Origin of the sequence: Streptomyces glaucus, assembly GCF_039533365.1 — a bacterium.
GTDB lineage: Bacteria > Actinomycetota > Actinomycetes > Streptomycetales > Streptomycetaceae > Streptomyces > Streptomyces glaucus.
Window position 1 is genome coordinate 1 of sequence record NZ_BAAATK010000068.1, and the last position, 24,639, is coordinate 24,639.

At 77.3% G+C, this 24,639-nt stretch carries 2 protein-coding genes; both read right to left on the reverse strand.

Annotated elements, in window-relative coordinates; genetic code table 11:
- Window positions 1–22,539, reverse strand: a 22,539-nt coding sequence (locus tag ABD363_RS29845; RefSeq protein ID WP_344609197.1) for an SDR family NAD(P)-dependent oxidoreductase, incomplete at its 3' end; no start/stop codon positions are given.
- 71 nt (window positions 22,540–22,610) lie between these two features.
- The coding region (locus tag ABD363_RS29850) for a type I polyketide synthase (RefSeq protein WP_344609199.1) at window positions 22,611–24,639 on the reverse strand (2,029 nt) is incomplete at its 5' end.

Sequence of the window (24,639 nt, forward strand, 5' to 3'; positions counted from 1 at the left end):
GCCGGTCCGCTCCCCCGCGGCCGGCGGGGCGGCCCGCTCGGCGGCGGAGGGCCCGGCCGGCGCGCTCGTGACGGCCGGCGGCTCGGCGTCCCGTGGGTCGGGCGTCCGAGCGTCGCCGGCTTCCGCGTCGCCGGTCTCCGCCGCGGCCCCGGGGGCCACGCGGTCGCCGTACTCGTCGAGGAGGTGGTCGGCGACCTCGCCCAGCGTCGGGTACTCGAAGAACAGCGTCGGCGCCAGCGACAGGCCGTAGCGCTCGTTGAGCCTGGTGGCGAACTCGGTGAGCGAGATGGAGTCGAATCCGTACTCGCTCATCTCCACCGCGCCGTCGATGTCGTCCTCGGGGACCTGCAGCAGCGTCGACACCTCGGTGATCAGCGAGCGCAGCAGTGCCGGGCGCCGTGCGGCGCGGTCCCGGGCGGGCGCCTCGGTCCGGGCGGCGGCCCGCCCGGCCGCGGCGGCGGGCCTCGGCGCGGCCAGCAGGGTCGCCTCGACGCGGGCGCGGTCGCCGTAGACCGCCATCACGTGGGGCAGCCCGGTGCCGTAGGCGTGGTACAGGGCGGCGATGCCCTGCCGGGCGGGCATCGGCAGCATGCCGGCCCGTTCGCGCAGTCCGCGCGCGGTGGCCTCGTCGACGCGCATGCCGCCGTCGGCCCACAGCGGCCAGCCGACCACGAGCGTCCGGCCGTGGCGTGCGCCGCGCGCCACCTCTTCGGCTCGGCGGGCGGCGTAGGCGTCCATGAAGGCGTTGGCGGCGGCGTAGTCGGCCTGGCCCGGGTTGCCGAACGCGGACAGCGAGGAGAACCCGATGAACCAGTCCAGCGGCAGGTCGGCGCTGGCCTCGTCGAGGTGGACGAGGCCGGCCACCTTGGCGGTGAACACCTCGCGCAGGTCCTCGGCGCTCTTCTGGGCGAGGTAGCCGTCGCGCAGCACGCCCGCGGTGTGCAGGATGCCGTCGAGGCGGCCGTGGGCGGCGACCGTCTCGCGGACGCAGGCGACGACGTCGTCGCGCCGGCCCACGTCCAGCGACCGGTAGTGCGCGTCCGCGCCCGAGGCCCGCAGCTCGCGCAGCAGTCCGGCCTGGCGCGGGCCCTCGGGCGAACGGCCGCAGAGCACCAGGACGGCGCCGGGGGCCCGGCGGGCGATCTCCCGCGCGAACAGGGCGCCGAGGCCGCCGGCCCCGCCGGTCACGAGGTAGACGCCGCCGGCCTTCCAGGGCTGTTCGGGGACGGTGTCCTCGATCGCCTCCCAGCGGGGCACCAGGCGGCGGCCCCCGGTGCGGCGCACGGTGCCGTCGGCAGCGCCGGCGGCTTCCTGCCGCAGCGCGGCGGCCAGGGCCTCGGCGTCGGCCGTGGGGTCCACCTCGATCAGCTGCGTGACCAGGCGGGGGTGTTCCTGCCGGGCGGAGCGCAGCATGCCGTCGAGGCCGGCGGTGAGCCGGTCGTCGCCCTGCGCGGGAACGGCGAGCTGCACCAGGACGTCGCCGTCGCGGGTGGCGGGGACCGTCTGCCGCAGGCGGGTCAGCAGTGCCTCGGCGCGGGCGGTGTAGCGCCCGGCCGCGTCGCCGGGCGCGGCGGGCAGGCCGGCGCAGGGGCGGTCGAGTGCGGCCGCGACGGCCGCCGGGTCGACCCGGTCGAGGCCGGCCAGCAGCACGTCGTGCCGGACGAACGGCCGCTCGGCGGGCTCCGGTTCGGCCTGCCGCCAGTCGACGCGCATCAGGACCAGGGAGGCGTCGTCGCCGGCGGGCCGCTCCTGCTCCCGCTGCCGGGCGTCGGGCGCGGGCAGGGTGCGGGCCTGGAAGCCGAGGAGGCGTACGCACACCCGGCCGGTGTCGTCGCACAGGTCGATGTCGACCCGGTGGACGGGGCCGCCGCGGTCGCCGGCCGCGGAACGGGCCACCGCCCAGCCGGCCGCGGGCGTCGGCGCGAGGACGTGGACCTCGTCGACCGCGAACGGCAGCGCGGCCGGCACGTCGTCGCCGTCGCCGGTCAGGGCCAGGCCCACGGTCGCCTGCACGGCGGCGTCGAGGACGGAGGGGTGCAGGGTCCAGCCGGCCGTCTCCCCCGCCGCCCGCGGCACGCGCACGCGGGCCACGGCGAGACCGGGGCCGGTGTCGAGGCGTTCCAGGCCGCGCAGGGCGGGGCCGTAGCCCATGCCCATGCGGTCGAACAGGCGGTAGCAGGCCTCGTGGTCCAGGCCGCGCGTGACGCAGCGGGCGCGCAGGGCGTCGATGTCCAGGCGCTCGGCGGCGGGCGCGGGGCCGCGCTCGATCCGGCCCTGACCGTGCGTCAGGCGCCCGTCGTCCCGGCGGGAGGCGACCTCGTAGGCGTGACCGCCTTCCGCACGGCGGCGCAGGACGGTCTCCACGGTGGTGGGCCGCTCGATCCGGGCGGGCCGCGACCAGACGACGTCGCGCAGCACCAGGCCGGTGGCCGGCAGGCCCTCGGCCCGGGCGGCGGCGCACGCCAGTTCCAGGTAGGCCACGCCCGGCAGCACCGGCACGCCCCGCACGCGGTGGTCGGCGAGGAAGAACTCGGCGCCGGTCAGCTCGGTGCGGCGGACGGAATCCGGGCCGTCCCCCGGGGCGGCGTGCCCGGCGAGCGGCGACGGCGGCGCCTCGGCGGCCGGGGCCGGGGGGCGTCCGGTGCTCGCGGGGGCCACCCAGTGGCGCTCGCCGCCGAAGGCGTAGCCCGGCAGCGGCACGATACGGAAGCCGCCGCCGGAGAACAGGTCCGCGAAGCGCGGCGTGGCGCCCCGGACGTAGGCCGGGGCCAGCTCGTCCAGCGCCTCGGGCCCGGCGTCGCCGCGCGCGGCCGCGGCGGCGGGGTCGCCGCGGCCGCGCCGGTCGGTGCTCTCCCCGGTGACCACGCCCTCGGCGTGGCCGTCGCGCAGCCAGGCGCGCAGCGCCGCGGTCAGCTGGGCGCGGCCGGTGGCGACGAGGGCGAGCCGGTGGGTGCAGTGGCGGCGGCCGGTGGCCAGGGTGTAGGCCACGTCGCCGAGGTCCAGGTCGTCGTGCGCCTCGACGTGCGCCAGGAACCGTTCGACCTGGGCGCGGCGCGCGGCCTCGCCCTGTCCGGACAGCACCAGCAGCCAGTGCGACCGCTCGGGGTGGCGCGGACCGCCCGGCGCGGGGGCCTCCTCGATCAGCACGTGGGCGTTGGTGCCGCTGGCGCCGAAGGAGCTGACGCCCGCCAGGCGCGGACCGGCGGCCGGCGCCGGCCAGGGCTCCAGCCCGGTGGGGACGCGGAAGGGGCTGCCCTCCAGCGTGATCGCCGGGTTGGCCTCGGCGAAGTGCAGGGACGGCGGGATCTGGCGGTGTTTCAGCGCGAGGAGCGCCTTGACGACGCCGGCGACGCCGGCGGCGAACTGGGTGTGGCCCAGGTTGGTCTTGATCGCGCCGAGCGCGCAGCCGCCCTCGGGGGCGTCGCCGAACGCCTGGCACAGTGCCTCGAACTCGATCGGGTCGCCCAGCGGGGTGCCGGTGCCGTGCGCCTCGATGAACTGGATGCGCGCCGGGTCCACGCCCGCCCGCTCGTACACGCCGCGCAGCAGCCGCTCCTGCGAGGTGGCGCTGGGCGCGGTGATGCCGTTGGTGGTGCCGTCCTGGTTGACGCCGGAGCCGCGGATGACGCCGTACACGTGGTCGCCGTCGCGCAGGGCGTCGGCGAGCCGCTTGAGGACGACGACGCCGGCGCCCTCACCGGGCACGAAGCCGTCGGCGCGGGAGTCGAAGGTGTGGCAGCGGCCGCTCGGCGAGAGCATGCCCGCGCGCGTGCCGTACTGGTACAGGCGGGGCGTGGACTGGACGAACACGCCGCCGGCCAGCGCCATCGAGGTGACGCCCAGGCGCAGGTCCTGGCAGGCGTGGTGGATGGCGACCAGGGAGCTGGAGCAGGCGGTGTCGATCGACTCGGCGGGGCCCTGGAGGTCCAGGAAGTAGGAGATGCGGGAGGCGATGACCGAGGCCATGTTGCCCCACATGGTCTGCGCGGGCGCGTCCTGGCCGATCAGTTCGTGGTAGTCGCCGGGGAAGGCGCCGACGTAGACGCCGCAGTCCCGGCCGTCGAGCCGCTCACCGGCGTAGCCGGCGTCCTCCAGGGCGTGCCAGCACTCCTCCAGGAAGATCCGCTGCTGCGGGTCGGTGTAGACGGCCTCCTTGCCGGAGATCCGGAAGAACCCGGCGTCGAAGCGGGCGATGTCGTCCAGGAAGCTGCCGTACTGCTGTCCGGCGTCCTCGCCCAGCACCCGCGTCAGGTCCCACCGGTCGGCCTCGGTGACCAGGTCGTCCCCGGCGGCCAGGTGCGCCCACAGGGTCCCGGCGTCGGGCGACTGGGCGTAGCGGGCGGCGATGCCGACGACGGCCACGGCGTCGTCGGCCGCGGGCACGGGGGAAGAGGCCGCCCGGGCGGGGGCCGGGGAGGGCGCCTCCGGGGCGGGGGCCGGGGAGGGCGGGACGGCCGGTGCTGGCGGGCCGGGGGGTGCCGTCCGTGCGGATACGGCCGTGCGGACGTCGGCCCGGTGCCGGGTGACGAGCAGGTCGGTCAGCCGGTCGAGGGTGCTGTGCTCGAAGAGGGCGGTCGTCGCCAGGTCGAGGCCGAAGGCGCGGTTGATCTCGCCGACGAGCTTGACGCCGAGGAGGGAGTCCACACCGAAGTCGCTGAAGGACGCCTGCGGGTCGATCTCCTCGGGCTCCATCATCAGCGCGCGGGAGACCTCGGCGAGCAGCCGGTCCGCGACGGCGTCCCGCAGTTCGTCCCCGTCCGGGGCCGCGACGGCGGGCGCCGGGGCGGCGTCCGGCGCGTCCGGTGCGGCCGGGGCAGCCGGGTCGGCCGTGCCGGAGCGCGGCGCCGAGGGCGCCCGGCCGGCCGGGGCGGAGCGCACCGGGCCGGCCTCGGCGACCAGCACCTGCTGGCCGAGGTCGTCGGCGTCCGCGGCGGGCTGGGTCACCGTGCCGAAGCCCTCCTCGCGCAGCACCCGGCGCCAGGTGCGCGGGTGCAGCGCCGGGCTGCCCGGCATGCGCAGTTCGTCGTCGCGGTAGAGCCACCAGCCCTCCAGCAGGCCGAAGGTGAGGTGGGCGAAGACGTGGTCGCCGCTGATCTCGTTGAGCAGCAGCACCCCGTCGTCGGCCAGCAGGGCCCGCACGTGCCGCACCGTGGTGCGGATGTCGGCGGTGGCGTGCAGCACGTTGGTGGCCACGGCGACGTCGTAGGAGCCGGGCGTCAGGCCCTGCTCCTCGGGCGGCCGGCCGACGTCGAAGGTCTGGTAGCGCAGGTAGGGGTTGTCCGGGCCGTAGGTCTCGCGGGCGTGCAGCAGGAACGCCTTGGACAGGTCGGTGTAGCGGTACTCCTCGACGTGCTCGGCGTAGGGCCGCAGCCGGGGGAAGAGCAGGGCGCTGGTGCCGCCGGTGCCGGCGCCGATCTCGATGATGCGCAGCCGGGCGCCGGGGTCGGCGGCGAGGCGCTCCTCGATCCGGGCCACCAGGGCGTCGCCGACGACGTGGTTGAAGTGGTCGGCGACCGCGTTGTTCCGGTACAGGTTCTCGACCTGGCCGAGCGAGCCGTCGGGGAACATCACGTCGGTGGCGGCGACCCGTCCGGAGAGGATGGCGGGCAGGGCGCGCAGCATGGCCGTGGCGAGGTCGGCCTGGGCGCGAAGGCCCTCGTCGTCCCGCCAGCCGGGCACGGCCCGCTCCCAGGCCCGCCAGGTGGCGGCGGGGTCCGGCACGCGGTCGGCGCGCAGCCGCCCGCCCTCCCGGCGCAGGCGCCCCTCGCGCTCCAGCCGGTCCGTGCTCGCCGTCAGCCAGCGCGCGAGCACGCCCTGCGCGCCGGTGCGGGCGACCGCCTCGTCCGGGGTGAACGGGACGCGCAGGTCGAGGCCCGAGGCGTCGAGCTGCACCTGGAGCAGGTCCAGGAGGAGGTCGTCCATCGCGGTCTGCCGCGGGTCGCGCTCCGGCCTGCGCCGCGCGGCGGGCGCGGGGCGCTGCGCGGGCCGGCGCGCCGGACGGCCGCGCCCGGCGTCGAGGTCCGGGCGGCGGGAGCCCTCCACCCAGTACCGCTTGCGCTGGAACGGGTAGGTCGGCAGCGGTGTGCGGCGCACGTCGCGCCCGGCGAACAGGGGCGCGAAGTCGACGGTGGCGCCGTCGAGGTAGCGGCTGCGGGCGTCCTCCAGGGCCGGGTCGCCGTGCCCGGTGGGCGGCGTGCCGCCGTCGCCCTCCAGCAGCCGGGCGAGCTCCTGGCAGTCGGAGGCGATGTAGGCCGCGCGGTGCGCGAAGTGCCGCCGGCCGAGCGCCAGGGTGTGGCTGACGTCGCCGGGCAGGAGGCCGGGAGTGCGGCGCAGGTGGGCCGCCAGGCCGGCGGTCAGCTCGCGCAGCGCCTCGGGCTGGGGCGCGGACAGCACGAACAGGTACGGCCGTCCGTCGGCCCGCCGCGCGGGCCGGGCGGGCGCGCTCTCGACGACCAGGTGGGCGTTGGTGCCGCTGAAGCCGAAGGAGCTGACCGCCGCCATGCGCCGGCCGTGGGCGTTGGGCTCCCAGCGGCGCAGTCCGGTGTTGACGTGGAAGGGGCTGTCGTCGAACCGGATGGCGGGGTTGGGCTCGTGGTGGTGCAGGGTCGGCGGGATCTGCTCGTGGCGCAGGGCCAGCACGACCTTCAGCAGGCCGGCCACGCCCGCCGCCGAGGTGGTGTGCCCGAGGTTGGTCTTGACCGAGCCGAGCGCGCAGGAGCGGGGGCCGCCGGCCGGGCCGAACGCCTTGCGCAGCGCCTCGAACTCGATCGGGTCGCCGAGCTGGGTGCCGGTGCCGTGCGCCTCGACGAGGCCGATGTCGGCGGGGTCGATGCCGAAGTCGCCGTGGACCTGGCGGATCAGCCGCTCCTGGGAGAGCGCGCTGGGGGCGGTGATGCCGTTGGTGGCGCCGTCCTGGTTGAGGCCGGAGCCGCGGATGACGGCGTGCACGTGGTCGCCGTCGGCCAGCGCGTCGGACAGCCGCCGCAGCACCACCACGCCCACGCCCTCGCCGGGCACGAAGCCGTCGGCGCGGGAGTCGAAGGTGTGGCAGCGGCCCGTCGGGGAGAGCATGCCGGCGCGGCCGGCGGCCAGGTGGGTCAGCGGCGTGGTCTGCACGCTGACGCCGCCGGCCACGGCGATGTCGGTCTCGCCGGTCCACAGGCCCTGGCAGGCCAGGTGGACGGCGACCAGCGAGCTGGAGCAGGCCGTGTCGACCGCGATCGCCGGGCCGTGCAGGTCCAGGTGGTAGGCGATGCGGGCGGGCACGATGGACGGCGCGTTGCCCCACACCGCCTGGGCGGGCGGCGCGTCGTCGAACCACTCGGTGTAGTCGCCGCCGGTGCAGCCGACGTAGACGCCGCCGCGCAGCGCGGCGAGGGAGGCGCCGACGTGGCCGGCGTTCTCCAGCGCGGTCCAGGCCTGCTCCAGGAAGAGGCGCTGCTGCGGGTCGGTGTAGGTGGCCTCCAGGCCGGTCATGTGGAAGAACCGGGCGTCGAAGCGGTCGATGCCGTCGAGGAAGCTGCCCGCCCGGCAGCTCAGTTCGTCCTCGCCGACGCCGGAGAGGTCCCAGCGCTCGATGGGGCCGACCAGGTCGTGGCCGGCGGCCAGGTGCTCCCACAGGGCGTCGAGGTCGGCGGAGCCCGCGAAGCGTCCGCTGACGCCGACGATGGCGATGGGCTCGCGGGTCGGGGGCCGGGCGGGACCGGCGAAGGCGGCCGGGACGGGGGCGTGGGGCGCGGGGGCCTGCGCGGGCGCGGCGGGTGCCGCGGCCGTCACCGGTGCCTCGGTCGACGACGGTGCCGCGGCCGGTGCCGGTGCCGGCAGGACCGGGTCGTGGCTCTGTTCGATGTGCGCGGCCAGCTGCCGCACGCTGCGGTGGTCGAAGATGACCGTGGTCATCAGGTCCAGGCCGAGCCGGTCGTTGACGCGCTGGATGAACTTCGCGCCGACGATGGAGTCCAGTCCGTAGTCGGCGAACGCCCGGTCGGTGTCGATCCGTTCGGCCGGCATGCGCAGGGCGTCGGCGAGTTCGCCGAGGACGACGTCCGCCACACGGGCCGCGGAGGCCGCCGCCGTCCCGGCGGGCGCCGGCGCGGGGGCCGCGGCCGGGGACGGGGCCGGGACGGCGGGGACCTCGACGGGTTCCGCCGCCGAGGCGGCCGCCCGCGCGTTGCCCCGCCCCGACGTGCCGTCGGTCGCGCGCGGCAGGCGGACGACGCCGTCGCTGACCGCGACCACGATCTGCTGGCCGAGGACCAGACCCGGGGCGGCCGGGTGCCGGATCCCGGTGAAGCCCTCCTGCGCGAGCACCGACCGCCAGCTCTCCGGGGACAGCGCCGGGCTGCCCGCGACGCGCAGTTCGGTGTCCTCGTGCCGCCACCAGCCGTCGAGCAGCCCGAAGGTGAGGTGGTTGACGAGGTAGAAGCCGCTGATCTCGTTGAGCGCCAACAAGCCGCCGCCGCGCAGCAGCGACTTGGCGTGCCGCAGGGTCGGCCGGACGTCGCTGGTCGCGTGGAGCACGTTGGCGGCGATCACGACGTCGTACTCGCCCGCGCCGAAGCCCTGTTCCTGGGGTGCCCGGCCGATGTCGAGGACGCGGTAGTCCAGTGCGGCGTACCGGCTGCCGAAGGTGTCCTGCGCGTTCTGCAGGAACGCCTGCGAGACGTCGGTGAAGCAGTACGTGTCCGGGCGCAGGCCCTCTCGTTCCAGGCGGTCCAGGACCGGCACGGTGGTGCCGCCGGTGCCGGCGCCGATCTCCAGGACGCGCAGCGGAGCCCGCGGGTCCAGGCGCCGGCGGGCCCCGAGGTGGGCGGCGACCTGGTCGGCGAGGACGGCGTTGAAGTACCCGGCGACCCGGTTGTCCCGGTAGACGCCTTCGACCAGGGCGAAGCTGCCGCCGGGGAAGAGCACGTCGGTGGCGGCGCGGCGGCCGAGCAGGATGTCGCCGAGCGCCGGGAGGGTCGTGCCGAGCAGGGCCAGCGGGGCACGCAGGTCGGGGTTGGCCTCGGCCCAGCCGGTGCCGGCGCGGGCGAGGCCGGCGCGGAGGGCGTCGGCGTCGGCGGCGCCGGGCGCGCCGGGCGCCCAGCGGCCCTCGGCGTCGATCAGTCCGTGCTCGGTCAGGGCGCGCAGGGTGGCGGTGAGCCAGGCGCCGAAGCGGGCGTCGACGCCGGTGCGCCGCGCCCAGCGGGCGGCGTCGCGCGGTTCGTCCAGGCCGATGCGGCGCAGTTCGGCGGCGAGGCAGCGGCACAGGTGGTCGTCGACGGCGCCGGGCACGGGTCCGGTGCCGTACGCGGCGAGCGCGGGCGGCAGCGGCAGGTCCGGGACGTCGTGGTGCGGGACCGGCCCGGCGGGCAGCGGGCTCAGCACCTCGTCCGCGAGGGCGCCCTCGACGGGCAGCGGGCGGCTGGTCCGCATGAAGCCGATCTGGTCCAGGGGACCGGCCAGCAGCCGTTCCAGGGCGGCCATGGCGGCCTGCGGGTCGATCGCCGCCACGCCCAGCGAGGCCAGCTCCCGCAGGTGCTCGGCGGGCGTGTTGCCCCAGTAGCCCCAGTTGACGACCTTCACCGGGCAGCCGAGCGCCCGCCGCAGCGCGGGCGCGCTCGCGTCCTCGATGGCGCAGGCCGCCGCGTAGTGCGCCTGGTGCGGGTTGCGGATCTGGCTGACCAGGGAGGACACCAGGAGGACGAAGTCCGGGCGGTGGCCGGCGAACACCTCGGCGAGGTGCCCGCACGGCGCGGCCTTGGCCGCGCGTACGGCGTCCAGTTCGGCTTCGTCCATCGCGGTCAGCGGGGTGTGCGTGAACACCATCGCCAGGTGCACGAGTCCGTCGACGCGGCCGTGGCGGCGCAGCACCTCGTCGCGCACGCGGGCCAGCGCGTCGCGGTCGGTGGCGTCGGCGGACAGGTACAGCGGGGTGCGGCCGTGCGCGCCGACGCGGGCGGCGGCCTCGCGGATCGCGGCGTCCTCGGTGCGGCGGCCGACCCACACCACGTGCGCGTCGTAACGCCGGAGAAGGTGTTCGCTCAGCCGGACACCGAGCTCGCCGGCGCCGCCGATCAGGATGTACACGCCGTCGCGGCGGAAGCCGGGGGCGTCCGGCGCGGCCGTCGCCGCGGTGGTGTCGACGGCGATGAGACGCCGCTGGAGCCACTGGCCGCCGCTGCGGGCGCAGGGGTGCGCGCGGTGGTCGGCCGGGAGGGCGAACAGCTCGCGCGGGTCGAGGGGACGGCCGTCGGCGAGGTCGGCCGCGCGGACCCGCCACTGCGGGCACTCCTTGGCCAGCCCGCCGAACAGGCCGTGCAGCCCGGCCTGTTCGGGGTCGACGTCCGCGGTGCCGGCGGGGTCGAAGGCGTGCCGGGTCAGCAGGGTGAGTTCCAGCGGGCGGTCGGCGGCGCCGGTCGCGAGCAGCGCCTTGACGAAGCGGAAGGCGTGGCGCAGCGCGTCGCCGTGCGCGCCGGCGCCGGGGTGGGCGCCGGAGGTGGCCGGGGTCGTCGGGAAGGCGGCCACCACGCGGTCGACGGGGCCGTACGAGGCCAGTTCGCGGCTCAGGTCGTCGATCGCGCGGTCGGCGGTGTGGAGGGTGAGCAGGCCCGGGTGCAGGCGGCGCAGGGCGTCGGCGTCCCGCGGGGACGGATTCACCGCGAGGACGCGCTCCGTCGTGCCGGGCCCGCCCGCGGCCCGGTCGGGGCGGACCGGCTCCCAGACGGGGGCGAGGGTGAGATGACCGGCGGGAAGGGCGGCGGGGGCGCCGGCCGCCGGGGCGGAGGTGCCGGCCGCCGGGGCGGGGGGCACCGGGGCGGGGGGCGCCGGGGTCGCCGGGGGTGCCGGTTCGCGGGCGGGGGCGGGCGCGGGCGGCGGGGCGGACGCGGGTGCCGTCCGCGGCAGCGCGTCGGTGAACCAGTACCTCTCGCGGGCGAACGGGTAGGTCGGCAGGCCCACCCGGCGCGGGGCCGGCCCGTCGCCGTACAGGCGGGTCCAGTCCACCGTGAGGCCGTGCGTCCACGCCTCGGCGAGGGGCGCGAGCTTGCCGCGGGCGGCCCAGCGGGCGACGGTGTCCTGGAAGTCGTCGTCGTCGGTGAACGCGGCGGCGGGTTCGCCGCGTCCGCCGCCGTCGCGCAGGTACGCCCCGGCGGGCAGTGCGGCGCCGTCGGCGCACGCGTCGAGCGCGGCCAGCAGGCCCGGCAGGGTGTCCGTCACCACGGCGAAGCGGGCGTCCATCGCCTCCCGGCCGACCTGGAGGGTGTAGGCGATGTCGGCGAGGTCGCCGTCGCTCCAGGCGCCGGAGCGCAGCGCGTCGGACAGCCGCCGCGCCGAGTCGCGCAGCCGGTCGGCGTCCTGGGCGGACAGCACCGCGACGACGGAACCGGTGCGCCGGGGGCCCGGGTCGGACATGACGTACTCCTCCACGACGAGGTGGGCGTTGGATCCGCCGGCGCCGAAGGCGGAGAGGGCGGCGAGCCGGGGCCGTCCCTCGGGGCGCGGCCACGGAGCGGCCTCGCGCTGCAGGACGAAGGGGGTGTCGGCGAAGTCGATGTGGGGGTTGGTGCGTTCGGCGTGCAGCGACGGCACGAGGCGGCCGTGCCGCATCTGGAGCAGGATCTTGGCCAGGCCCGCGATGCCCGCCGCGCTCTCCAGGTGGCCGATGTTCGACTTGGCGGAGCCGATGGCGCAGAAGGCCCGGTCGTCGGTGAACTCGGCGAAGGCGGACTTCAGGCCGGCGATCTCGATGGGGTCGCCCAGCGCGGTGCCGGTGCCGTGGGCCTCGACGTACTGGATGTCCCGCGGGTCGATGCCGGCCTGCCGCCAGGCGCTGCGGATCACCGCGGCCTGCGCGTGCGGGTTGGGCACGGTGAAGCCGTGGGTGCGGCCGCCGTGGTTGACGGCGGTGCCGCGGATCACGCCGAGGATGCGGTCGCCGTCGGCGACGGCGTCGGCGAGCGGGCGCAGCAGGACGGCGCCGACGCCCTCGCCGGGCACGTAGCCGTCGCCGCCCTCGCCGAAGCTGCGGCAGCGGCCGTCGCTGGAGGCGAACTGGCCCTGGCCGATCATCAGGTACTTGCTCGGGTGCACCGACACGTTGACGCCGCCGGCCAGCGCGACCGCGCACTCGCCGCTGCGGATCGCGGCGCACGCCAGGTGGACGGCGGTCAGCGCGGAGGCGCACATGGTGTCGACGGCGACGCTGGGACCGCTCGCGTCGAGGAAGTACGACACCTGGTTGGCGATGGACGCCAGGCTGCCGGGGACGACGACGTGCTCGCCGCGCGCGATGGCCTCCGCGCCGTGGAGCTGGTACTCGGTGTACATCGCGCCGACGAAGACGCCGATGTCCCCGGCGTCGCGGTGGACGCGGCGCCGGGCGGCCGAGCGCAGCGCGTCGCGCGTGTAGCCGGCGTCCTGCAGCGTCTCGTACGCGCACTGCAGGAACAGCCGCTCCTGCGGGTCCATGGTGGACGCGACGCTGGGCGCGATCCCGAAGAAGAGCGGGTCGAACTCGTCGACGCCGTCGATGAAGCCGCCCCACTTGCTGTAGGTCCGGCCGGGCACGCCGCGGCGCGGGTCGTAGAACCGGTCGTGGTCCCAGCGGTCGGCGGGGATCTCGGTGACGCTGTCCCGGCCGGCGAGCAGGTTCTCCCAGAAGGCGTCCAGGTCCCGGGCGCCGGGGTAGCGGCCGGCCATGCCGACGACGGCGATGGCCGTGCCGCGGTCGCCGTCGCCGGCGGCGGCAGCCGGTCGCCGGTCGGGGCCGGGGGACCGCTCCTCGGCGGAGGCAGCCCGTCCGGCTTCCGGTGCCGGCTGTGCCGCCGCCGGGGCGGCGGGTGCCGTGGGGCCGACGCCGACGAGTGCGGCGAGTTCGTCCGGCTGGGTGCGCACGAAGTGGTCCACCAGACCGTCGATGGTGCGCACCTCGAAGAACAGGGTGCTTCCGACATCGCGCAGGTGCGCGCGGACCGCTTCGGTGAGCTGCACGACGAGGATGGAGTCGATGCCGTAGCGCTCCAGGGGCACGTCCGCCTTGATGTCCGGCAGCGGCAGGCGCAGCGTGTCGGCGACGAGCCCGCGGAAGAAGGCGCGGGCCGGTTCGCGCAGTCGCGTCGCCAGGTCCTCACCCGGTGCGGGCACGGCCGCGGTCCCCCCGGGCGCGGCGGCGGGCGCGGCCGGAGCCGCCCCGGACGCGGGCGCGTCGGCGGGCCCGGGCCGGGCCGCCGTGGGGGCCGGCGCGTCCACCGCGGCGGCCGGCGCGTCCGCCGTGAGGGCCGGCGCGTCCGCCGGGGCGGGCCGGGCCGCCGGGGGCGTGACGCCCCGGAACGCGCAGACGCCGTCGGGGCGCGGCTGGCGGATCGCGCCGTCGCTCTCGGCGACGATCACCTGCTGGCCCAGGTCGTCGGCGCCCTCGGCGGCGACGAAGGCGCCCCGGAAGCCGAGTTCGCCGAGGAGGCGCCGCCAGGCGGCGGGGGTGAGGCCGGGCGAGCCGGCGATGCGCGGCGCCGGGTCGTCGTAGCGCCACCAGCCCTCCAGCAGCCCGAACGTCAGGTGGCTGAAGAAGACGTTGTCGCTCAGCTCGTTGAGGAGCAGCACGCCGTGCGGGCGCAGCGCGGCCTTGACGTTGCGCAGGGTGGTGCGGATGTTGCGGGTGGCGTGCAGCACGTTGGTGGCGACGACCACGTCGAAGTCGCCGGGCCGCACGGACTGGCCGGCGAGCGGCTGTTCGATGTTCAGCAGCCGCTCGTCGAGGTAGGGGGCGATGTCGCCGTACTCCCGGCGGGCGTGCAGCAGGAACGCCTTGGACAGGTCGGTGTAGCAGTACGTCTCGACGTGCTCGCTCCACTGCCGCAGCCGCCGGAAGACGACCGCGCTGGTGCCGCCGGTGCCGGCGCCGACCTCCAGGATCCGGATGCGCGCGGCCGGGTCGTCGGCGAGCCGGCGGCGCAGGTAGTCCACCAGGGTGTCGGCGAGGACGGCGTTGAAGTAGTCGGCGACCGGGTTGTTCTTGTAGACGGACTCGACCAGGCGCAGCGAGGAGTTGGGGAACATCACGTCGGTCGCCGGGCGGCGGCCGGTGAGGACGTCGGTCAGGGCGCGCAGCGTGGTGTCGACCAGGACGGCCTGGGCGCGCTTGGCGTCCTGGGTCTCCCAGACCGCGCGGGCGGCGTCCCAGTCCCGCCAGGCGGCGTCGAGGTCCACGGGGCCGGGGGCGGCCGCCGCGTAGCGGCCGTCGGCGTCGCGCCGCAGGTAGCCGGCCTCGGTCAGCACGTGCAGGGTGTGCGCCGTCCACCGGGCGTAGCCGGCGGTGATGCCGCCCGTCGCGCGCCACTCGTCGGCGGTGGCGGCGCGTGTGCCGTCGAACAGGCCGAGGGAGCGCAGCAGCGCCCAGGTGATGCGCAGCAGCGCGTCGTGCATGGAGCCGGCGTGTCCGTCGGCCTCGGCGCGCAGCCGCCCGATCTCCTCGCGCCGGTCGGGGCGACCGTCGCGCAGGGCGGCGATCAGGGACGGGGTGCGCACCGGGTGGTGTTCGACGGCGTCCTCGCCGTACAGGCCGTCGATGCTGCCCGGGTGCGTGGCCTTCAGCAGGGCGAGCTGCGGGTACGGCGAGGCGAGCAGGGTGTCGTAGGCGGCCATGCCCTCGTCGGGTTCGATCGAGGCGAGCCCGGCCTGTGCCATGCGGCGGCGGTAGTCGTCGCCGGTGACGATGCCGACGCCGGCCCAGTAGCCCCAGTTCATCACCTTGACCGGGCAGGGCAGGCGGTCGCGCAGGTACTCCGCCCAGGCGTCGGAGAAGGTGCAGCCGGCGGCGTAGTTGGCCTGCCCGGGCGCCTTGAAGAACGCCTGCATGGAGGAGAAGAACGCCACGAACCGCAGCGGCTGGTCGCCGAAGGCGTCGGCGAGGTTGACCGACACGTCGGCCTTGGCGGCGTACGTGGCGCGGAACCGGTCCTCGTCCATGCGGGCCAGGCTCTGGTCGCCGAGGACGATGGCGGTGTGCAGGACGGCGCGCACGGGGCCGTGCCGGCGGACGATCTCCTCGCAGGCGGCGCGCAGCGCGGCCGGGTCGGTGGCGTCCGCCTGCACGTAGTCGGGGCGCGGCCCGTGCCCGGCGAGCGCGGTGCGGCGGGCCTCGACGGTCTCGTCCAGGGGGCGGCGGCCGATCCAGACGACCCGGGCGCCGTGGCGGCGCATCACGTGCTCGGTCCACACCGTGCCGATGCCTCCGGCGCCGCCGATGGCCACGACCACGTCGCCGGGCCGCAGCTGCTCCTCGCCGGGCGTGGGCGCGGGCGCGGTGAGTTCGAGCAGGCGCTGGCGGTACCACTCGCCGTCCCGGTGGGCGAGCGTCTCGCCGCGCGGGTCGGCGGGCAGGGCCAGCACCTCGTCCCAGGGGACGGCGGCGTCGGCGCCGATGTCGGCCACCCGGACCCGCCAGTGCGGGTACTCCTTGGCGACGGTGCCGAACAGGCCGTGCACGCCGGCGTGCGCCGGGTCGACGGCACGGTCGCCGGCCAGCCGGCGTGCCTGCCGGGTGATCACGGTCAGGCCGAGTTCGCGGGCGTCGGCTCCGTCCGCGAGGAGCGCCTTGACGAGGCGGAACGCGGTCAGGACGGCGTCGGTGCCGCTGCCGGGCCGGGTGGCGCGCTCCGGGGCCAGCCACACGGCGTGCTCGACGCCGGACGGCAGCAGCGCGGCGAGCCGCTGCGGCGAGTCGGCGTCGCGCGGGTCCAGGACGGTGGCGTCCGGGTAGCGGCGGCGCAGCTCGGCCCGCTCCTCGGCGGTGCCGCCGAGGACGGCCAGGCGCGTCGCGGGCGCGGGCCAGCGGGGCGCGGCGCCGGCCGGCAGGGCGTCCCAGACGGGGACGAGCAGGCAGGCCTCGGGCGTCCCGGGCCCGGGGTCCGGCTGCCCGGGCGCGGGGTGCGGGACCCCGGGGGCGGTCCGCACGGGCTCGGACGCCGGTGCGGTGCCAGGGGCGGCGTCCGGTGCGGTGCGGTGGCGGGAGGAGTAGCCGCGCAGACTGACGCGGAGGCGTCCTTCGTCGTCGTACACGTCGATGTCCGCTTTCTGCACGCCGCGCCGCGCGGACGGGGCGTAGCCGTCGCTGTGCCGCAGATGGGCCCACATGCGGTCGGTGGTCGGGCCGAGGATGTCGAGGGAGTCGAGCGCGAACGGCAGGGCGGGGGCGCCGGCGTGGTCGGCCAGGGCGCCGGTGCGGTCGCCGTACAGGCCGACGACCGCCTGGATCGCGGCGTCGAGCATCGCCGGGTGCAGCGCGTACGACGTGTCGCCGGCGGCTTCGGGCAGCACCAGCCGGGCCAGCACCTCGCCGTCGCCGACGGCGAGGGAGTCCAGGGCGCGCAGGCGCTCCCCGTGCCGGATGCCGACGGCGCCGAGGGCGGCGTAGCACTGCTCGCGGGTCAGGGTGTGCCGGTCGCAGCGGGCCCGGAGTTCCTCGGGCCGGATCCGGCCGGCCGACGGTGCGGCGGGGGTGGCGATCCGGCCCTGGGCGTGCACCTCGCGCGGCGCGGCGCCGGCCCGCCGGACGCGGAAACCGGTGCGGTCGGCGTCGAGTTCGACGCGCAGTTCGGCCGACCGGGCGCCCGGTCCGTCGGCGTCCGGTGCGAAGGGGGCCGGCCAGACCACGTCGCGCAGGCCGAGCGGCGCGAAGGTCTCCCCCGACACCGCGCGGCGCACGGCCTCCAGGGAGACCACGGCGGGCAGGACCGGGCGACCGCCGACGTGGTGGTCGGCCAGGAAGAACTCGGTGCCGGTGAGCGGCCACCGGTACGCGTCGGGCGCGGTGGCCCGCTCGCCGTCGGGCCGGGCCTCGTCGGCCCAGTAGCGGTCGCGTTCGAACGGGTACGTCGGCAGCGGCACCACCCGGCGGGCGCCGGCCGGGAAGTGGTCGGCGAACCGGTCGACGCGGCCCTCGACGTAGGCGCGGGCCAGCTCCCGCGGGGTGGGCCGCGTCGCGGGGGCGGCGGCCGGGGCGGCCTGCGCGGAGACCTCGCCCTGGTGGACGGCCGGGCCGCCGGTGCCGGCGAGCCAGGACCGGAGGTGTGCGGCGAGGGCCGGCAGGTCGGCGGCGAGGACGGCCAGGCGGTGGGCGAAGTGCCGTCGGCCGGCGGCGAGGGTGTGGGCGACCGCGCCGGCCGGCAGGGCGGGCGCGGCGCCGAGGTGGTCGGCCAGGCGCCGCGCCGCCTGGCGCAGGGCCTCGGGGGTGCGGGCGGACAGCAGGAAGGCGTGCTCGGTGCCGTCCTCGTCGGTGTGCGCGGGCTGTGCGTACTCCTCCAGGACGACGTGCGCGTTGGTGCCGCTGGCGCCGAACGAGCTGACGGCGGCGCGGCGCGGCCCGTGGTCCGGCCGCGGCCACGGGCGCAGCCGGGTGTCGACGCGGAACGGGCTGCCCTGCAGGGCGATCGCCGGGTTGCCGCGGGTGAAGTGCAGGGTGGGCGGCAGCTGCCGGTGGTGCAGCGCGAGCAGCGCCTTGATGACGCCGGCGACGCCCGCGGCGAACTGGGTGTGGCCGAGGTTGGTCTTGATCGAGCCGAGCGAGCAGCTTCCCTCGGGGGCGCCTTCGAACGCCCGGCGCAGGGCGCGGAACTCGATGGGGTCGCCGAGCGGGGTGCCGGTGCCGTGGGCCTCGACGAGCTGGATGCCGCCGGGGGTGATGCCGCACTCCTCGTGCACGGTGCGCAGCAGCCGCTCCTGCGAGACGGCGCTGGGCGCGGTGATGCCGTTGGTGGTGCCGTCCTGGTTGACGCCGGAGCCGCGGATCAGGCCGTAGACGTGGTCGCCGTCGCGTTCGGCGTCGGAGAGCCGTTTGAGGACGACGACGCCGGCGCCCTCGCCGGGCACGAAGCCGTCGGCGTCGGCGTCGAAGCTGCGGCAGCGTCCGCTCGGGGAGAGCATGCCGGCGCGGTCGGCGGAGACGTACAGGCGGGGGGTGGTCTGGATGAACACGCCGCCCGCCAGGGCCATGTCGGCGGCGCCCGCCCGGAGGTCGCGGCAGGCCAGGTGGAGGGCGACCAGGGAGCTGGAGCAGGAGGTGTCGACGCTGAGGGCGGGCCCGGTCAGGTCGAGGTGGTAGGCGATGCGGGAGGCCACCACCGAGCCCATGGTGCCCCACAGGGCCTGGGCGGGGGCCCGCTCGCCCAGGTGCTCGTGGTAGTCGCCGGCGTAGCAGCCGACGTAGACGCCGCAGGTGCGGGAGGTGAGGCGTTCACCGGTGTAGCCGGCGTCCTCCAGGGCGTTCCAGCACTCCTCCAGGAAGATCCGCTGCTGCGGGTCCATGGCGGCGGCCTCGACGCCGGAGATCCCGAAGAACACCGGGTCGAAGCGGTCGATGCCGTCGACGAAGCTGCCGGCGCGGCAGGACACGCCGGGTGCCTCGCGGTCGAGGTCCCAGCGGGTGACCGGGCCGACCAGGTCGTCCCCGGCGGCGATGTGGCGCCACAGGGCCCGCGGGTCGGGCGCGTCGGCGAAGCGGGCGGCCAGGCCGACGACGGCGATGGGTTCGTCGGCGGGCAGGGGGCGCGGGCGGGGCGTCCCGGCGGCCGGCGATGCGGCGGCGGCCTCCGACGCCCCGGGGGCGGCGGGGGCGGCCGGGGTGCGCAGGGTGTCGCCGTAGGTCCGCACGATGAACGTGTGCAGCCGCTCCACCGAGCCGTGGTCGAAGAGGTCGGTGGTCTCCAGGCCGGTGCCCAGCGTCTCGTTGAGCGTCTGCACCACGTTGACGCCGAGGATGGAGTCGAGCCCGAGGTCGGCGAAGGGCCGGCGCCGGTCGATCTCGTCGGCCGGCATCTGGAGGGCGTCGCCGACCGTGGCCAGGACGATGCGTTCGATCTCGCGGGCGTCGGCGCCGGGGGCGGGGGCGGGCGCCGCGGGCGCGGGGGTCTCGCGGGCCGTCCCGGGGGCGGGGGCGGCCGCGGCCGCGGGGTCGGCGAGGGAGGCGGCCGTGTCGAACCAGTACCGGGGCCCGGCGAACGGGTACGTCGGCAGGTGCAGGCGCGCCGGGGTGCGGTCGCCGTCGTGCAGCCGGGTCCAGTCGAGCGGCATGCCCTTGGCCCAGAAGGCGGCCAGCCGCAGCCACTCGCCGCGGGCGGCCCACTGGTCGGCGAGCCCGCGGACCTCGGGTGTGTCCGCCAGTGCCGCCCGGGTCTCCCGGGTGGTGCGCACGCGGCCGCGGCCCCAGGGGCCGTCGGCGTCCGGGTCGGCGAGGTAGGCGGCCAGCTGGGCGCGCCACTCCTCGGCGCGCGCCGCGACGAAGCACAGCCGCTCGTCCATCTCCTCGCGGCCGGTCTGCAGCGTGAAGGCGACGGCGCCGAGGTCGACGGGCGCACCGGCGCCGTCCAGCCACGCCGCCATCTGCTCGACGCGGGCGCGCAGCGCCTGCGGGGTGCGGGCGGACAGCGGCAGCAGGAAGGGGCCGGACGAGGGGGGCGGGGCGGGGCGGCCGGCGGGGGCCCGGTACTCGGCGAGGACGACGTGCGCGTTGGCCCCGCCCGCGCCGAAGGAGGACACGCCCGCCACGCGGGGCCGGCCGTCGGCGGGGGCCGGCCAGGGTGCCCGCCGGGTCTGCACCGTGAACGGGGTCGCGGCGAAGTCGATCTCCGGGTTGGGCGGTTCGGCGTGCAGGCTCGGCACCAGCTCGCCGTGTTCGAGCTGGAGGACCGCCTTGGTGAGACCGGCGATGCCGGCGGCGGCCTCCAGGTGGCCGATGTTCGACTTCACCGTGCCCAGGGCGCACGACGGGCGGTCCGCGCTGTCCGGCAGGCCCTCGGTGAACGCCTGCGTGAGGCCGTCGATCTCCACCGGGTCGCCGAGCCGGGTGCCGGTGCCGTGCGCCTCGACGTACCCGACCTGGTCGGGGGTCACGCCCGCGCGTTCCAGGGCCTCGCGCACCAGGGCGGCCTGGGCGCGCGGGTTGGGCACGGTGTAGCCGTTGCTGCGGCCGCCGTGGTTGACGCTGGAGCCGAGGATGACCGCGCGCACCGGGTCGCCGTCGGCCTCCGCCCGGGACAGCGGCTTGAGCAGGACGGCGCCGACTCCCTCGCCGGGCACGAAGCCGTCGCCGCCCGCGCCGAAGCTGCGGCAGCGGTCGCCGGAGGCGAGCATCCGCGAGCGGCACAGGTCGACGTAGGTCGAGGGGTGCAGGTACAGGTTGACGCCGCCCGCGATGGCCAGTTCGCAGGCGCCGCGCCGCAGTTGCTCGCACGCCTCGTGGACGGCGGTCAGGGACGCCGAGCACATCGTGTCGACCGGCATGCTCGGGCCGCGCAGGTCCAGGAGGTAGGACACGCGGTTGGCGAGGGAGGCGAAGGAGGTCCGGGGGGCCGGCGGCACGTCGCCGTCCGGCGCGGCGGGGCGGTGCCGGTCGAAGCCGGTCTTGGTGACGCCCGCGAACACGCCCACCCGGGAGCCGTGCTGCTCGGCGAGGCGCCGGGGCGTGTACCCGGCGTCCTCCAGCACGGCCCAGGCGCACTCGATGAACAGCCGTTCCTGCGGGTCCATGTCGGCGGCGGTGCGCGGCGCGATGCCGAAGAACGCGGCGTCGAACCGGGCGAAGTCGTCCAGGAACGCGCCCCATTTGCTGTAGCTGGCGCCCTGCCGTACGGCGCGCCGGGCGTCCGGCTCGAAGAAGCCGTCCAGCGGCCAGCGCTCGGCGGGGATCTCGCGCACGCTGTCGCGTCCGGCCCGCAGGTTGCGCCAGAACGCGGCGAGGTCGGGGGCGTCGGGGTAGCGGCCGCTCAGTCCGATGACGGCGATCGGCTCGTCGGCCGGCCGGGGGCGGGCGGTCACGGCGGCCCGCGGAGCGGCCGCGGGGGCGGGGGGCGCGGCGGACGCCGCCGGCGCGGCCGGGGCGGGGGGCCGTACGGCCGTGTCCGTGGCCCGGTCCGTGGCCGCGGGCGCGTCCGGGGCGGCCGGAGCCGGTGCGGCGGCGGGCGCGGCCGGTGCGCCGTCGAGCCAGCGCCGGCAGCCCTCCGGGTGGTGGTCGGCCAGGTGGTGGGCGAGTTCCCGCAGGGTGGGGTGCTGGTACAGCAGCGACTTGGGCAGGGCGCCGAACCACTGCTCCAGGTGCCGGTTGAGCCGGGTGACGGCGAGCGAGTCGATGCCGTAGCCGTCCAGCGGCGCGTCGGCGTCGAGCCGGGCGGCGTCCAGGCGCAGCGTGGTGGCGAGGAGTTCCTTGACCTTGGCCAGCACGCCGGCGCGCAGCGCGGCGGCGGACGGCGCCGCCGGCGTGCCGGGCTGCGGGATCCCTGCTGCGGAGGGCTGCTCCGTACGGGCCTGCGGCCCGGTCCCCCGCCGGTCGGCGACCAGCACGTGCGGCGCGTCCAGCCGCACCGCCTCGTGCAGGGCGGCCAGCGCGGTGGCCGTGTCGAGGGGGTGGCCGAAGCGCTCGGCGAGTGCGGGCAGGTCGTCGGCGGGGACGCTCATGCCGCCCTCGCGCCACAGCGGCCAGGCGAGGGACAGGCTCCGGCCGTGCCGCAGTCCGGACGCGACGAGGTGGCTGCGGTGGGACAGGTAGGCGTCCAGGAAGCCGTTGGCGGCGGCGTAGTCGGCCTGCCCGGCGTTGCCGAGGCTGCCGCAGCCGGAGGAGAAGGCGATGAGGAAGTCGAGCGGGAGGTGGCTGCTGGCCTCGTCGAGGTGGACCAGGCCGGCCACCTTGGGCGCCAGCACCTCGTGCAGTTCCTGGTGGCTCTTGCGCAGGACGTAGCCGTCGCGCAGCAGCCCGGCCGCGTGGACGATGCCGTCGAGGCGCCCGTGCCGCCGTACGACGCCGTCGACCGTCTCGGCGACCGCGGCGGCGTCGGTGACGTCGGCCCGGACGTACTCGGCGGCGGCGAGTCCGCGCCGGTCCACGCCGTCGGGCGCGCGGCGCCCGCACACCACGAGGCGGGCCTCGGGGGCGTGCCGGGCGAGGTCGGCGGCGAGCAGCCGGCCGATGCCGCCCGCGCCGCCGGTGACCAGGTACACGCCGTCGGGGCGCCAGAGCCGCGCCTCGGCCGCCGGGAGCTCCGCGGCGGGCCGCCACCGCGGCAGCTGCCGGTGCCCGTCGTGGTAGCGCACGTGCGCGTCCGCGGCGTCCTGCTCGGCCCGGAGGATCCCGGCCAGGTCCTCGGCGGCGGGCCACGGGGCGAACTCGACGAGCTGCACGGCCAGCGCCGGCTCCTCCAGGGCGGCGCTGCGCAGCATGCCGAGCAGGCCGGCGTAACCGTGGGGGCGGCGCTCGGGGCAGACCACCTGGACGACGCGCCGTTCCCGGTGCGGCTGCCCGAGCAGGCGCTGCAGTTCGCCGAGGAGCCGGGTGGCGGCCCGTCGGTAGGTCGCGGCCGGTCCGTCACCGGCGCTGTCCACCCGGGCGAGGGACACTCCGGGCAGGTGGCGGCGGACGGCGGCCTCGTGGGCGTCGTCGGCGTCGCACAGCACGATCAGGCGCCGGGCGGGCGCGGCGGCCGGGGTCCGGTCGCCGAGGGGCTGCCCGTGCCAGTGCGGCGTCAGCAGGAGGTCCCGGGGCGCGGGACGCTGCGGTGCGGAGGGTGTGGTGTCCATGGGGGGCTTTCGTGCGAGAGGGGGAAGGCTCGGCTCCGGGAGGGGGCGCTCGACGGTCATGGCGGGCTCCGTCAGAATCTGCTCAGGGCGTCCGGCCCGGCGCGGTCGTCGAGCACCGCGTCGAGTGCCGCCGCGTAGGCGTCGGCGTCGAACGGGGGCGGGGCGTCCGGGGCGGGCGGCCGGGGCCGGCCGGCGTCCGGGGCGGGGTGCGGCGGGGCGGCGTCCGGGGCGGGCACCCAGTACCGCTCCCGTGCGAAGGGGTGGCCGGGCAGGCGCAGGGTGCGTCGCCGTCCGGCGGGGTGCAGGGGCCGCCAGTCGACGGTCTCGCCCCGGCACCAGGCGGCCGTGACGGCGTCCAGACGGCGTTCGCGCAGCGCCTGCGCGATCCCGGGCGCGGGCACCGGGTCGCGTTGCACGCCGGTCCCGCGGGAGCGGCGCAGGCTGCCGGTGCTGACGTGGGCGGGCGGGGCGCCGTCGGCGAACCGGTGCAGCACGGCGCTCACCTCGTCGATCCCGCGGGCGACGAAGGCGAGCCGCTCCTCCAGGGCGGCGCGGCCGAGTTGCAGGGTGAACGCCAGGTCGGCCGGGTCCGGTGCGCGGCCCTCGCGGCGGGCCCGGTCGAGGTGGTCGGCGAGCTGCCGGGCCGAGGTGCGCAGCCGCTCCGGGTCGCGGGCGGACAGGACGAACGCCTGCGGCTCGGGCGGGGCGGGCGGAAGGACCGGCGGGGCGGGCGGCTCCTCCAGGACGACGTGGGCGTTGGCGCCGCCGAATCCGAAGCTGCTGACGGCGGCGCGCAGCGGCCAGGGCCGGCCCTCGGCGTCCACGCGCCGCCGCCAGGGCCGCAGTTCGCGCACGACCTCGAAGTCGCCGTCGTCCAGCGGGAGCAGCGGGTTGAGGTCGGCGCAGTGCAGGGTGGGCGGCAGTTCGCCGTGCCGCATGGCGAGCAGCACCTTCAGCACGCCGGCGAGGCCGGCCGCGGCCTCCAGGTGGCCGATGTTGGTCTTCACCGAGCCGAGCGCGCACGCCGGGTTGCGCGGGCCGTCCGCGCGCCGCGCGCCGCGGGCTTCGCGCAGGGCGCGGTGGGCCCGGTGGAGCGCTTCGATCTCCACCGGGTCGCCGAGCCGGGTGCCGGTGCCGTGGGTCTCGACGTAGCCGATGCTGTCGGGGTCGATGCCGCGCATGGCGTCCTGGATGAGGGCGGTCTGCGCCGCCCCGTTGGGCGCGGTGAGCGACTGGGCGCGCCCGCCGTGGTTCTCGGCGCTGCCGATGACGACGCCCCAGATGGCGTCGCCGTCGCGGCGTGCCTGCTCCAGCGGCTTGAGCAGCACCGCGGCGACGCCCTCGCCGCGCACGTAGCCGTCGGCCCGGTCGGAGAAGGTCTTGCAGCGGCCGTCGGGGCTGAGCATGCCGGACATCTGCGTGGACACGAACGTGTCGACGCTGAGCAGCAGGTTGACCCCGCCGGCGATGGCCATCTCGCAGCGTCCGCTGCGGATGCTCTCCACGGCGCGGTGCAGGGCGACCAGCGAGCTGGAGCAGGCGGTGTCGACCGGCTCGCTGGGGCCGTGCACGTCGAGCAGGAACGAGATCCGGTTGGCCAGCATCGAGTGGGCGTTGCCGGTGGCGGTGTAGCCGTCGGGGGCGACCTGGGAGGCGTTGAGCAGCTGGTGGTAGTCGTAGCCGGACACGCCGAAGAACACGCCGGTGTTCCCGGGCAGCCGGGCGGGCGCGTAGCCGCCGTTCTCCAGCGCGGCCCACACGGTCTCCAGGGCGAGGCGCTGCTGGGGGTCCATCAGCTCGGCCTCCAGCCGGGACAGGTGGAAGAAGTCCGCGTCGAACCGGTCGACCCCGTCCAGCTGTCCCGCCCACTTCGGGAAGTCCGACCGCCGGACGACGTCGGCGTAGGGCCCGTCGAAGCGGTCCCCGGGATAGGGGCGGACCAGGTCGGCGCCCTCGCGCAGCTTCGCCCAGAACGTGTCCAGGTCGTCCGCGCCGGGGAAGCGCCCCGCCGCTCCGACGCCGGCGACCGCGCCGGCCGGGGCCACCGCCCCGCCGCCCGCCCGGCCCCCGCGGCGCCCGCCGGCAGCGCGGCGGCCCCGG